The organism is Paraburkholderia sediminicola (genome assembly GCF_046026895.1).
In the GTDB taxonomy this organism is placed as follows: domain Bacteria; phylum Pseudomonadota; class Gammaproteobacteria; order Burkholderiales; family Burkholderiaceae; genus Paraburkholderia; species Paraburkholderia sediminicola_C.
In genome coordinates, this window is sequence record NZ_JAQQEU010000002.1 from 51,971 (window position 1) to 64,756 (window position 12,786).

11 protein-coding genes and 5 pseudogenes are annotated in these 12,786 nt (G+C 61.8%); 7 read left to right on the forward strand and 9 right to left on the reverse strand.

Annotated features, from left to right (window positions below; genetic code table 11):
- Positions 1 to 427 precede the first annotated feature (427 nt).
- Entirely contained in the window at positions 428 to 1,351 is a 924-nt protein-coding gene (locus PQR02_RS02195; RefSeq protein ID WP_408224793.1) for a DUF1571 domain-containing protein, read from the forward strand.
- 91 nt (positions 1,352 to 1,442) lie between these two features.
- Here the strand turns inward: PQR02_RS02195 and PQR02_RS02200 are convergent, their stop codons facing one another.
- Positions 1,443 to 1,613, reverse strand: coding sequence for a hypothetical protein (locus tag PQR02_RS02200; RefSeq protein ID WP_408224796.1), 171 nt, complete (start codon positions 1,611 to 1,613; stop codon positions 1,443 to 1,445).
- 141 nt (positions 1,614 to 1,754) lie between these two features.
- Here PQR02_RS02200 and PQR02_RS02205 point away from each other — a divergent pair, with 141 nt between their 5' ends.
- On the forward strand, positions 1,755 to 1,994 hold the full coding sequence (locus PQR02_RS02205; protein WP_408225228.1) for a hypothetical protein: 240 nt from the start codon (positions 1,755 to 1,757) through the stop codon (positions 1,992 to 1,994).
- On the opposite strand, the pseudogene PQR02_RS02210 reads toward PQR02_RS02205, so the two are convergent.
- Both PQR02_RS02210 and PQR02_RS02215 read right to left on the reverse strand, forming a co-directional pair.
- Positions 1,958 to 2,831: pseudogene (locus PQR02_RS02210) on the reverse strand (MFS transporter); the annotation flags it as partial. The gene PQR02_RS02205 and the pseudogene PQR02_RS02210 sit on opposite strands and share 37 nt — an antisense overlap.
- Positions 2,832 to 3,020: 189 nt before the next feature.
- A complete protein-coding gene (locus tag PQR02_RS02215) occupies positions 3,021 to 4,349 on the reverse strand; it encodes an MFS transporter (RefSeq protein WP_408224799.1) in 1,329 nt (442 codons plus the stop codon).
- 154 nt (positions 4,350 to 4,503) lie between these two features.
- Between PQR02_RS02215 and PQR02_RS02220 the strand changes: the two are divergent.
- Positions 4,504 to 5,206, forward strand: a pseudogene (locus PQR02_RS02220) (GntR family transcriptional regulator).
- 71 nt (positions 5,207 to 5,277) lie between these two features.
- Here PQR02_RS02220 and PQR02_RS02225 read toward each other — a convergent pair.
- Positions 5,278 to 5,694 (reverse strand): annotated as a pseudogene (locus tag PQR02_RS02225) (LysR family substrate-binding domain-containing protein); the annotation flags it as partial.
- A 36-nt stretch (positions 5,695 to 5,730) separates the two neighbouring features.
- Between PQR02_RS02225 and PQR02_RS02230 the strand changes: the two are divergent.
- A complete protein-coding gene (locus PQR02_RS02230) occupies positions 5,731 to 5,877 on the forward strand; it encodes a hypothetical protein (RefSeq protein ID WP_408225201.1) in 147 nt (48 codons plus the stop codon).
- Here PQR02_RS02230 and PQR02_RS02235 read toward each other — a convergent pair.
- Positions 5,844 to 6,008 (reverse strand): annotated as a pseudogene (locus PQR02_RS02235) (GDP-mannose pyrophosphatase); the annotation flags it as partial. The gene PQR02_RS02230 and the pseudogene PQR02_RS02235 overlap by 34 nt on opposite strands.
- A gap of 80 nt (positions 6,009 to 6,088) precedes the next feature.
- On the opposite strand from PQR02_RS02235, the pseudogene PQR02_RS02240 reads away from it, so the two are divergent.
- Both PQR02_RS02240 and PQR02_RS02245 read left to right on the forward strand, forming a co-directional pair.
- Positions 6,089 to 6,803: pseudogene (locus tag PQR02_RS02240) on the forward strand (DeoR/GlpR family DNA-binding transcription regulator).
- Between the two features lie 424 nt (positions 6,804 to 7,227).
- The gene (locus PQR02_RS02245) at positions 7,228 to 7,605 is read left to right on the forward strand and encodes a BON domain-containing protein (RefSeq protein WP_408224802.1); all 378 of its coding nucleotides are present in this window, start codon (positions 7,228 to 7,230) and stop codon (positions 7,603 to 7,605) included.
- Positions 7,606 to 7,831: 226 nt separating this feature from the next.
- Here PQR02_RS02245 and PQR02_RS02250 read toward each other — a convergent pair whose 3' ends face one another.
- From PQR02_RS02250 to PQR02_RS02260, 3 genes are all read right to left on the reverse strand, one after another.
- Positions 7,832 to 8,491: a trimeric intracellular cation channel family protein gene (locus PQR02_RS02250; RefSeq protein ID WP_408224805.1), complete on the reverse strand. Its 660-nt coding sequence runs from the start codon at positions 8,489 to 8,491 to the stop codon at positions 7,832 to 7,834.
- Positions 8,488 to 9,756 carry a M20 family metallopeptidase gene (locus PQR02_RS02255; RefSeq protein ID WP_408224808.1) on the reverse strand — a complete coding sequence of 423 codons (1,269 nt, stop codon included), beginning with the start codon at positions 9,754 to 9,756 and terminating at the stop codon, positions 8,488 to 8,490. Before PQR02_RS02255 ends, PQR02_RS02250 begins: the two co-directional genes overlap by 4 nt.
- 329 nt (positions 9,757 to 10,085) lie before the next feature.
- Positions 10,086 to 10,895: an SDR family oxidoreductase gene (locus tag PQR02_RS02260; protein WP_408224811.1), complete on the reverse strand. Its 810-nt coding sequence runs from the start codon at positions 10,893 to 10,895 to the stop codon at positions 10,086 to 10,088.
- A gap of 428 nt (positions 10,896 to 11,323) precedes the next feature.
- On the opposite strand from PQR02_RS02260, the gene PQR02_RS02265 reads away from it, so the two are divergent.
- Entirely contained in the window at positions 11,324 to 12,361 is a 1,038-nt protein-coding gene (locus PQR02_RS02265) for a LacI family DNA-binding transcriptional regulator (protein ID WP_408224814.1), read from the forward strand.
- Positions 12,362 to 12,423: 62 nt separating this feature from the next.
- Here PQR02_RS02265 and PQR02_RS02270 read toward each other — a convergent pair whose 3' ends face one another.
- Positions 12,424 to 12,768, reverse strand: coding sequence for a Rieske 2Fe-2S domain-containing protein (locus tag PQR02_RS02270; RefSeq protein WP_408224817.1), 345 nt, complete (start codon positions 12,766 to 12,768; stop codon positions 12,424 to 12,426).
- Positions 12,769 to 12,786 lie beyond the last annotated feature (18 nt).

Sequence of the window (12,786 nt, forward strand, 5' to 3'; positions counted from 1 at the left end):
ATATTCGCGGCCTCGCGAGTGCAACCCTTTAGTTCGAGCGATTGGAATATGAGGCTTACGCCATTCGTTTATTCACGGGTTGACCTTTGAAGTTCCGAGCCCATTGCGTGCCGGAATGCCGTTGCCCGACGCAAAAGAAGGCCGCGTTGACAGTACCCGCGTTGACAGTACTATAGTGAGCCCGCGAGCGACGCTCGTCGTGCGGTCGCGCGCGGGCTGCTTGCCGGGGTGACGGCAGGTACGCCTCGCAGCCTCCCGCATGACTATGGCGTGCTTGGTCGTTCGCATGCAGCACGCTCGGGCGGCCATTCAGACGCCAGAGAGCAAGCGCCGGTTTGAACCTATGATTACTTGTCGATATCGCAATTCCGGTCGTCGAGCACGCCGGTGCGTGCCGCCTGATGCGCAACGGTGGCCAACCTGGCGGATGTTGCTAGCCGTGCTCGCGTTGACGTGCCTGATTGCTCCCGTGGGCGCCGTCGGTCAATCGACCAACCCGGCGGAGCCGGCTTCATCCGCGATATCCGCGGGATGCGCGGAGCCCGGCACGTCGGATGCCGTGAGCGCGGACGTCGAGCAGTTCCGGTGTCTCACGGCCCACGAACAGGCGGCGTCGTTGCGAACGCGGTTCGAAGACCGCTCACTGCTGGCCGTGACCGACGCTCAGATCCTTTCTCTGATGGAAGCGATGAAACCGGATGCCTTCGTCGAGTACGCGAAGTCCGACATGGTGCCGGACGACGCGTACGAATACAGGATGCTCCGGCAGGAGCGCATATCCGGACGATGGCCGGACCGGCCCGATCACATTGATATTCGGTATCAGGACGCGCCTCGACGTGTCTACGCAAAATGGCTGCCTGATGGCGCACATGCGGGACAGGAGATTCTTTACGACGAAACCCGGGACCCGGTTAGCATCTTCGGCCATCTGGGCGGTCGACTGCGTATCGTGTCAGGCAAGGTCGCGATCGACGGCACGTTCGCGCACGCTCAGTCCCACCATAGCGTTCGGGATTTCGGCCTGCAATTCATCACGCGCACCATTGAGCACGATGCGCACAGCTTTCATGAAGAGGGCCTGACCGAAAAGCCTACCCGCATCGAGCTCGTGAACGTGCAAGGCGTTCGGTTGCTTGCGTGGACCTGGATCGCACCGGCGGGGCCACCTGCGCACTACGCGCGCCGTGTGACGCTGCTGTTTGATCTTGAGCATACGTGGCCCTGGGGCGAAGACTCGTGGGACGAACGCGGCGACATACTGGAGATGATCCGTTTCGAAGACGTCGTGCCTCACCGCTGGAGCGAGGCTGCTTTCGACCGGCATAACCCCGACTACGGTTTTCACTGACGCAGTGGACTGTAAACGGTTCATGGGACGATCTATCAACTCGAAACATACGAATGCTTCGTAAGCCCGCTCGCGTCTTTGCCGACTGGGCTTACAGCCGCGACAGATAACGCCGGCCGTTGCTTGCAGCCGGACTCCCGACCTCGAATGCCGGGCGTGGTGAATCGCATGGCAGCGGGCTTGGCATGGTGCGCTCGGCGGCCGAGCGCACCCACGTGTTCCGCCGCACCCACACCGGTTTGAGCGTCGTGCTGACATTCATGAAGGGCTCTTCAAATTCGGCCGTTGTCTCATCTGCTGGCGAATTTCTCAACGATCCGCGGAGCCTTTTCGAAATGCGATTTTTCCTCTCTACATTCGCCCCAAGAGTTCCCTCAAGGACAGCGCAACGCCTGCCGAACGCATGCAGCCGGTAATCGACAAGTTCTGCTGGCTGTTAAGGGCTGCCGTTCTGCTTCTCAACGCTGTCGATGCGACCACTCGTGCGTTCTATCAAAAGGGCATTCCCGGTCTGACGCGCGACGAGTACAGTTTTCCCGGCGGTCATTGGAGATTTACCGAACTGGATATCTATTCGCTCACGTTTGGCGTGGCCGCGATTTTTGCGCCTCCAGCCACACTGCCGACGGACGCCATCGTGTAGATGACAATCAGCGGCAGACCCAGATTGCCGATGTCGATGTGCCTCGACTCATTGAGCCATTTGGGCAGCCAGAACAGATAGAACCACCACACTGGACGGTCAGCAGTTTGCCAATAATGAACGCCCACGTTTCGCGGTACTTCAGCACTGAAAGCCAGCTCACGGATTGCTCGACGCTTTCGTCCCGGTCCGAATTGATGTGATCCAGCTCGCGCTTCGGTACCGACGCGTGCTCCGTGGGAGGACGGTACACCAGCAGCCACACCGCCAGCCACACGAAACCGGCTGCCCCTCCGACAAGGAACGTCGCACGCCAGCCCCACATGACAGCGGCGATCGATACGAATGCGGGCGCGACGATCCCGCCAACGGTTGCGCCCATGTTCCACAGGCCCGTCGCCAACGCGCGCTCCTTCTTCGGAAACCATGTGGCCGTGGTGCGGATAGCGACAGGGAAATTGGCCGCTTCGCCGAAGCCGAGCAAACCGCGCACGGCCGCGAAGCCGGGGAGGGTGGCCGCCAGCGCGTGCAGCATGGCGGCCAGGCTCCACATCGCCATGGCACTGCCGTAGACCACTTTGGTGCTGATCCGATCCGCGATTCGACCGAATATCGCGAGACCCACTGCATAGGCGACCGTGAACACCATCACGGTCTGCGCATACTGAACCTGATTCCAGCCAATGTCTTTTTGCAGCAGCGGCGCGAGCAGCCCAAGCATCTGACGATCCATGTAGTTGATCGTCGTTGCAAAAAAAAGATGAGCGCGCAGATGGTCCATCTGTATCGTCCGACGGCCGTTTGATCGGCGGCGGAACGGATATCTATCATTTTCATTGTGTCTCCGCAAAGTTTGTAATTAATGGTACCGCTAACATTTCAGATCGATGAATCAGGGAATTCAGTGCGCAGTGCGCCCCCGAGCGAAAGATTTCGTCGGTCGGCGCACGCGATCAATCGCCGCTCATCAGCACGATCGACTGTCAGCGGACCGGCTCAACGACTCGTCAACCGGTCCGCTCAGCCCTATACCGCAAGCGCAGCCCGCCCAGCCCGAGGCGTCATCCGCGCAAAGAAAACAACGCCGGCGGCCACCACCGACATCACCGCCAACCCCGTCAGCCCGCCTTCAATCGACCCCGTCTTCTGCTCCAGGAAGCCAAATGTCGCCGGCGCAACGAAGCCGCCGAGATTGCCGATCGAATTGATCAGCGCCAGCACCGCCGCGGTAATCCGCGCGTCCAGGTAGCCCTGCGGAAGCGGCCAGAACAATGCCGACGCTGCTTTGAAACCGATCGCCGCAAAGCAGATCGCGACGAATGAGAACATCGGGCTGCCCTGGCCGGCCGCATACATGCCGAGCGCGGCGATCAGCAGCACGCACGCAACCCATGCCTGCTGGAACTTGAAGCGCGCCGCGAGCATCGCGAAGAAGTACATCGCCACGATCGAGATCAGCCACGGGATCGAATTGAAGAGCCCGACCTGGAAATCGTTGAAATGGCCCATCTTGCGAATGATGCTGGGCAGCCAGAAGGTCGCGCCGTAGATCGTCAGCGAAACCGAGAAATAGATCAGGCAGAAGATCAGGATCTGCGGGTCGCGCAACAGAGTCCAGACCGACGGCTTCACCGCATGCACCGCATCGCGCTGGCGCTGCTCTTCCTCCACCTCGGCCACTATCGCATCCTGTTCTGCGCGGCTCAGCCATCGTGCGTCGCGTGGCATCGAGTCGAGCCAGAACCAGATGAAGCCGGCCAGCACCACCGAGGCCATGCCTTCGATCACGAACATCCACTGCCAGCCGTGCAGGCCCCAGCCACTGATCAGCATCAGCGCGCCCGAGATCGGCCCGGAGAGTATCGAGGCGAGCGCCGAGCCGCTGAGAAAGATTGCCATTGCCTTGCCACGCTCGTCGCGCGGCAGCCATTGCGTGAAATAGAAGATGACGCCCGGAAAGAAGCCAGCCTCGGCCGCGCCGAGCAGCAGCCGCATCGCGTAGAACGACGTTTCGCCGCGAACGAACGCCATGCCGACCGCGGCCAGACCCCATGTGAACATGATGCGCGTGAGCCACGCCTTGGCGCCGAAGCGTTGCAGCAGCATGTTCGACGGCACCTCGAAGATCGCGTAACTGACGAAGAAGAGCCCCGCGCCGAGTCCGTACGCCGCCGCGCCGATGCCCAGATCGGCGCTCAGATGCTGGCGGACGAAGCCGATGTTCACACGGTCGATGTAGTTGACGATGAACATCACGACGAAGAGCGGCAGCACATGCCACTTGATCTTGCGCACGGCGCTCGCCAGCGCGTCGGCCCGGTCCGGCCCGGCGGCGGCGGGGATGGAACTGCTCATGGGGGTGTCTCCTCGATTGGCAATGCGTGGGGTAATTACTCAGGGTCCGTTTCGGCTGCGCAAGCGCCGGGCGCGGGCCGGCGTCGGCTATAGTATTAGTATCTCAGTGGGCCGGAACAGCAGATTCCGCCTGCGCTTACGCTTCGTTCTTGCCATGAAAACCAACGCTTTCCCGTCGACACCGACCCGGCTCGACCGCTCCCGTCATGCCGCGCCGCAAGTATTCGAACGGCTGCGTGAAATGATCCTGTCCCTCGAACTGGCGCCCGGCACGGTGCTCTCTCGCGCCGATCTGGCGACGCAGTACGGTCTGAGCCAGACGCCGGTGCGCGACGCGCTGATGAAGCTCGGCGAGGAAGGTCTCGTCGACATCTTTCCGCAGCACGCCACGGTGGTCAGCCAGATCAACGTGACGTCCGCGCTGCAGGCGCACTTCCTGCGCCGTGCTATCGAACTGGAAGTCGTGCGCACGCTCGCGCAGCAGCGCGATGCACCGCGGATCGTTCAGTTGCGCGCCACGATCGCCGGGCAGATGGAACTGCGCGACCTGAAGAACTACGAGCAGTTCTCGGTGCTCGATCAGGCCTTTCATCGGCAGATGTACGATGCGGCGGGCGTGCCGCAACTCTGGGACCTGGTGCGCAGACGGGGCGGCCACATCGACCGGCTGCGCCGCCTGCACCTGCCGGTGGAAGGCAAGACGATGGCGGTGGTGCGCGATCACACCGAGATCGTCGACGCGCTCGAAAAGGGCGACGCCGAGGCCGCGCAGGCGGCGCTGCGCAAGCATCTGTCGGGCACGCTGAACCAGGTCGATCAGATCCGCGAGTCATCCGAACTTCCTGACGGATGACTGAAGACGCCCGCCGGGGTGGGGCTCGATTTCAATGTCGAGTGGGCAAAAGGACGTTGCGCCGCGAACCGGCGCCTACGTGACCCAGCCGTCGCGGGCGCACGACTCCATCACGCCGAGCAGCGCGCCTTTGGCGGCGCTATCCAGGTGCGCATACGCGAGGCCGATGCCGGCCCGATGGTCCGCCAGTTCAAGCGGACGCGCGACCACTTTCGGCGGCAACGCGAGGGCCGCTTCGGCCGGAATCACCCCGATGCCGAGCCCAGCCGACACCAGCGCGAGCATGGTCGAAAATTCACCGAGTTCCTGGGCGATCTCCAGATCCGCGCCCTGGCGTTTCAACGCGACGAGCATTTCGTCATGGAAGCCGGGTGCGTAGCGCCGCGCGAGCACGAACGCAGGACAGCCGCGCAGATCAGCCGGACGAATCACCGGTTGCGCGGCGAGCGGGTGGTCATCGGGTAGTGCGACCACGAACGACTCTTCGAGCGCTTCGGCGTCGAGGATGCCGCCGGCGCAATCGCCGCGATGCGCACGCTCGGCATTCGCGGGCTGAACGTGACGATGCCGCACAAGCAGGCCGTCATTGCGCACCTCGACGCGCTCGACGACACCGCGCGTGAAATCGGCGCGGTGACGAACAACACGATCGTCGCACCGTTGCCGCGATCATAAGTTTCCCGGCTCTCTCGTTGCCAGGTGCCGTCGCGCCGCAGGAAGTCGAAGGTCGTCTTCTTCGACACGTACCAGTCGTCGGACAACACGGTCGTCTCGACGATGCGTACACGGTCTTGCGTTGCAGTCATGAATTCCTCCAGCTCGCGAAAGGGACGGATACATGAAATCGTGCAATTTCGTCCAATATCGAGAATAAACGTGCAATGCCATGTTGACGACACAACGCAGGAAGGCGATTCTCGACTTGCTGTCCCGGGAAGGACAGGTGCTGGCGGGGCCGCTCGCCGTCACCTTCGGTGTCTCGGAGGACACGATACGGCGAGACCTGCGCGAACTCGCTGCGGAAGGATTGCTGCAGCGGGTTCACGGTGGTGCATTGCCGGCCTCGTCGGCGGTGGCTCCGTTTGAGCACAGACGTGCGCTCGAGTCGTCGGGCAAGCGCGCGATCGGCATCGCGGCCGCGGCGATGATCGAACCGGGCAGCATCGTCATCATCGACGGCGGGACGACGTCGGCCGAGCTGGTCACGCATATCCCTCGCCGTTGCGCTGGTGGACCATCCGTCAATCGACGTGATCATGATCGGCGGCAAGCTGTACAAGCATTCGATCGTCAACGTTGGCGCTGCGGCCATCGAGGCGATGTCGCATATCCATGCCGACATTTATTTCATGGGTGTGACGGGCGTTCATCCAACGGCAGGGCTCAGTACGGGTGATCTCGAAGAGGCCTATGTGGAGCGAGCGCTTGCCGCGCGGTCCGCCGAGACTGTCGTCCTTGCGTCGATGGAAAAATTGAATGCCGCGTCGGCCTATTCGATTGGCGACGTGACGCTTGCACAGACGATAGTCGTCGAGAAGTTGGCGGACATTGCGTTCACAGATGCGCTGCAAGCTGCAGGCGTGAGGATTGTTCGCGCGTGACGCTCAGATGCTAGAGGGCATCGTCAGCATCTACGCCGCAAACGCTTCGTTAGTCGGGTTCTTGCGCGCGATCATTTCATGAAGCAAGAGGTAGTGGTCATTTCAGCAATGCGCATTTCAAGCCCTACCACATGTCATTCCACTGCAAAAGCGGCACAACAAGCAAGCCTGCGTGCGAGACGTTGCGTCAAAGCCTCATTTTTCTGATCCGCACGCTGTCATCCTGGCAAGATTGGAGTATTGTCACTATCCGACGCATCCAGATTTTAACTAGTATTTTATGGTTGCTTGCGTCTGCATTATCGCCTGACCCAACGCATTATCCGCAATATCGTTCTATTCAATTCACCCAGAAAGATTTTGGTGGCGTAGTGCAGCGTTGCTATTTGGGACGCTAGACAATTGTGACAACAGGAGAAAATGCATGAAGGCAATTCACGCAATCAAACTGGCAGGTACTGCACTTCTTATCTGCGGTTCGATCCACGCCTACGCGCAGGCGAGCGACGCTGCCCCTGCCACTCCGGCCACGCCGGCAAGCACAACGGCTAGCGCGCGGGCGCATTACAAGTCGATGAAAGCAGCGAACCGCGCGCTGCAACGTCAGGTTCGCTCGGCGTTGGTGAAGGATAGAGGCATCGTCATGTCCAATGTCACCATCCGTGCCCGCGATGGCGCCGTCACGTTGCAAGGCAGCGTGCCGCTGCAGGCCCAAAGCGACCGGGCAACCGAGGTGGCTAAGGGCGTACCGGGAGTCGTCTCCGTCAGGAATGCGCTGTCGATCCGTCCTGTCGGGACCTGAGCCATTCAGGCCGAATGCCACGCTTTGCAACCGTCGACGTGCTACTTCTGTCCTCTGACGGCATCAGGCCTGCCAGCATCAAGCGCCGCTGCGCCGGCGCGTTTCGAGCGCGGCTTAAGAGCCGCGCTCGTCCCTGCCTGCCCTTGAACACCTTTGCTTCACGCCCGCAATCACGTTGCTGGATATGAAGCAGGGGGCGCTCAGTCGCGTAGGCTGTCCTTCATAGCTACAAGGCATTTGTCCGGGTGCGCGCGTCTGCGCGCCTGGCTTTCGTCCCTCGATACACGGGCAATCGCCAGCCGTAATAGAGCGCGAGCAGGCGAACGCCTACGCAAACGGCCGTCGCAACCCAAGGCGTCCACGCGGACATCGCACCCACCTGCGCAGAGACAACGAAGACGAGCGCGCCAAGCAACGCTGCGGACGCATAGATTTCCCGCTCGAGTATCGACGGCACGCGCGACAGCAGCATGTCTCGAATGACGCCGCCACCCACTGCGCTGACCGTTCCCAGCAGGATGGCCAGTTCGGCATTGTGCCCATACGTCAACGACTTCTGCGCGCCCGATACTGCGAATAGACCCAGCCCGACGGCGTCGAAAAACAGTACGGGAAACCGGAGTCGCCTGACTTTCGCGTAGGCTGCGATGGTGACCGCCGACGCAAGCATCGATGTCGCCAGATACCGCCAGTCGGAGAGCGCGGCCGGGGGCGTCGCGCCGATGCAAACGTCGCGCACGATGCCGCCGCCGCACGCGACCACGAAAGCGACCGACAGGATACCGAACAGATCGAGTCTTCGCTGTCTTGCGGCCACCGCGCCACTGATTGCGAATACGAATGTGCCGACAAGGTCGAGCACCTGATAGACGATATGCGAGCTCACTTTTTCTCGCCTTGCTCGTCGAGCCACACCGCAGCCGCGCAGATCATCGCTTCGAGTCCGGTTCTCAGTGTTGGGTTGAGGGTCGGCGCGTACATCGGCGAATGATTGCTCGGAATCTGATTGATCTTCTTTTGCGCTTTGGCTTGCGCATAGATCTGCGCGTCGGTCCCGCCGACGATCCAGAAAACGTACGGCACGCCCCAGGTACGGCCGAAAACGCTGAAGTCCTCGCTGGCGGCGGCCGGTTGCGTCTCGAAAGCGCGCTCACCGAACCATTTTTTGAAGGCCTCGCCGATCCGGGCCGATGCATTTTCGTCGTTGACGGTTAGCGGATAACTGCTCAACGTCGTGAACTCCGGATCACGCGGCGCACCGGATGCCGTACATTCAGCGCAGCAGATCCTGCGAATGGCACCCAGCATGTATTCGCGCACGTCTTCATCGTAGGTGCGCACGTTGAGTTTGAGCGTGGCGTCGTCGGGGATGATGTTTTCTTTTGTCCCCGCCTGTAACGCGCCAATTGTCAGCACGGCGCTGTCGAGCGGCGCGATTTCACGCGACACGATGGTCTGCAGCCGCATGGTTGTCGACGCGGCCATGATGACTGGATCGATGGACGTTTGCGGCTGCGACCCATGCGATCCGCGCCCGAATAGCTTGACCTTGAGGCTGTCGCCCGCCGACAGGATGGTGCCGCTGCGGTAGCCCACGGTGCCCGCAGCCCCCACCATCACGTGTTGTCCGAGGATGATGTCCGGCTTCGGAAAACGCTCCGCCATGCCGTCGTCCATCATGCTGCGCGCGCCCAGTCCGACTTCTTCGCCAGGCTGAAACACCACCAGTACGGTCCCCTTCCACGCGTCACGATGGTCGGCCAGCAGTTGTGCCGCACCGATCAACCATGTCACGTGAAGGTCATGGCCGCATGCATGCGCGACGCCGACCTCGATACCGTCCTCGTCTTTTGCCTTCACGCGGCTGGCGTAGGGAAGGCCCGTCGCCTCGACGACAGGCAACGCGTCCATGTCGGCGCGAAGCATGACGGTCGCACCTTCGCCGTTGCGTAGCACGCCGACCACGCCGGTCTCGCCGACGTTCCGGCTGACCTCGTAGCCCAGCTTCTCGATACGGTCAGCCGCAATCGCAGCCGTGCGGAACTCGGCCATCGAAAGCTCTGGATGCCCGTGAAGGTCCCGATAGATTGCTTCGAGCTCCGGTGACAGCGCTCCGATATCGGCAGCGGCGGCTTCGACTAGTAACGACATGTTCAGCTCCCATCTTCAATGAATACATAGCAGTGCAAAGTTAATCCTCTTTCTGCTGACAAGGCCCGCTGCCAGCAGGCTGCGCGAACCAATCGCAACACGCGAGGGGGTGAGCGTCCGGAATCCATTGATCGCTTGAGCCAAACTGCCTTGGTCGGCGTGCAATGAACTGGTCGGATCGAGCCTGAAGGTGAAGTGGTCAGCGCGCAGGAAAACTGGCAAAGGCGCTCTGTGTCCAGGCAAGTATAGAATAATTGTTGAAATATTCAACTAATTCGGTGGGCGCCACGACGTGGTCGGGTTGCACGGCCCCGCGCATCCGATCCGCCTTACATCGGCCCAACCGGATGCGGCGGCGAGTCGAAACCGCCCCAGACGGACTGATCGAAATTGACCATCGACCCCGTCATCAAGCCGGATTCGTCGCTCGCGAGAAACGCCACGGCGCGGGCGGCTTCCGCTGGATCGATCAAACGGCCGAAAGGCTGTGCGGCGCCGGCCTGTGCGAGCCAATCGTCGGACGCGCCGTGATACATGCGTTGGATCCGGTCTTCGCCGGGGGACGACATCCAGCCCAGATTCAACCCATTCACGCGAACGCGATTGCGCAACAGCGCGTAGGCGGTGTTTTGTGTCAGCGTTGCGAGCGCGCCTTTAGAGGCGCAGTACGCCGAGATGAATGGCTGCCCGGCAAGCGCCGACATCGAGCACACGTTGACGATGGTGCCTTCGGTTCGCCCGCGGCGCATGACTTCGACCGCACTCTGCATGAGAAAGAACGGCGCACGCACGTTCGTCGCGAAGACAAGATCGAAAAGCTCAGGGGTCGTGTCGAGAATCGTGCCGCGATCGGTTGTCGCTGCCGCGTTGACGAGCGTGTCGATACGCCCGAATTGTTGGTCCGCCGCGGCGATCACGGCGCGACAGTCGTCGACTCGCGCCAGGTCCGCTTGCACGAAGCGCACGTCGGGGCGGCCCATTTCATTCAATTCGGCTGCCTTCGCGACGCCTTTGTCTTTTGAACGCCCGCAGATGATCACGCCATGCGCACCGCGCTCAATGAACAACGCGGCGATTGCGGCGCCGAGCCCCTGCGTGCCGCCCGTGATGACGGCCACCTTCCCATCGAACTGTCCCATCGACGATTCCTCCGTTGGCATTGGTTCAAAGCAGATCGTTGACCTTCAGGCCGCGCCGTCCGGCGCATCCCTGCGTTGGCGACCACGGCGAAGATGAACGGTGCGTCAGCACGAACGAGGTCGTCGTCGATCGAACGCAACGCCGCGCCCAGACGCCGCCAACGGCCGCGGGCCAACCTGATCATTGTCCGCTTCATTTCGTGTCTCCTGTGACGTCTGTTGCGCGGCAGCTTCCGAGTTGCGGGCACTTTGCGTTGCTTTGGGCGTGCTGCTGTCCTGTTCACGGCCAGAAATCTATCGTGGTTGCCGAAGTGGCCGGGCAATTGTCGGCGGCGGCGCTGCGCGTAGGCGACGTAGCTTGATACAGGGCGGCCGCGATGCGATGATCGTGTGAATCATCGCTTTCCCTTCCTGTCAGGCTGATGCGCATGCCCCGTTCCACGCGCCGCAAAACGAACATGGCCGACATCGCGAGAGCCGCCGGTGTCAGCGAAGCGACCGTCGATCGCGTGCTGAACGGCCGGGGTGGCGTCTCGCGCGCGAAAGAAACGAGCGTGCTCGAATGGGCGCGCAAGCTGAAGATCGACCGCGCGCTCGAATCGGTTTCGGTGCGCTGGCTGCGTATTGCGATCCTGTTGCAGCAGCCGGTCGCGCCGTACTATAGATCGTTGAAGCAAGGCTTCGAGGCCGCGCAAAAGACCTTCGAAGCACAGCGCGTGATCTGCGCGGTCACCTACTTCGAGAGCCTCGAACCGGCGCGCGTGGTCGACACCATTCGCCGCGTTACGCAGAAGGCCGACGCGCTCGTCATCGTCGCGTACGAGCATCCGGACATCACCGCTGCGCTGCACCAGGTCAGCCGCACCGTTCCGGTTGTGACGCTCGCCAGCGATCTGCCGGGCACCGGGCGGCTCGCTTATGTCGGCATCGACAACCGTTGCGCGGGACGCGTCGCGGGCGAACTGATCGGGCGCTTTCTCGGCGATGCGGGCGGTAAGGTGCTGGTGCTGACGGGCATGCATGACTTCCTCGGCCATGAAGAGCGCGAAAGCGGCTTTCGTTCCGTGCTGCGGCGGCGCTTTCCGAGCTGCGACATCGTGGAGACCGTAGAGAGCCGCGAGCAGTCGGCGATAACCGAACAACTCATTCGCGATGTCTTCCGGCGCTATCCCGACTTGCGCGGGATCTACAACATTTCGGTCGGCAACGAGGGCGTCGGCGCTGCGCTCGTTGCACTCGGCCGTGTGCGCTCAACGGTTTTCGTCGGCCATGAACTCAGCGAGAGTTCGCGGCGACTGCTGATAGAAGGTACGCTCGACGCCGTGCTCGATCAGAATCCGGCCGGCGAAGCGATGCGTTCCATCGAAATCGTGCTGCGGCACTACCATCGCGACCCGGGTGTCGCGTTGCCTCACCAGATTCCTGTCACCGTGCTGCTGCGCGAGAATCTGCCGCCTGTCGACTAGCGTCGTTCACGAGACATTCATTGTCTGTCCGGCGCCGACGATCACCATCGCGGGTTGATTCGTCATGACGGGTCCTTTGCCGGAACGCCAAGCAGCACTTCGCCGTTCTCGACGCGCACCGGATAGGTTTTCAGATGCACGCATACGGGCGGGCTTTTCGGCGTGCCGGTAGGAATGTCGAAGCGCCCCTGATGCAGCGGACATTCGATCTCGCGATTCACGACGAAGCCATCGGCGAGATGCGCGCGTTCGTGCGTGCACCAGCCGTCGGACGCGAAGAAGCCTTCATCGATCCGGTACACCGCGTAACTCACACCGGCGTGATCGAAGCGGATCACGTCTTCTACATCGATATCGCCGGTGGCGCAGGCCACGACCCACTTGAGGTTGTTCGTTTCGACGGTCATGGGAGTCTCCGTTATTCG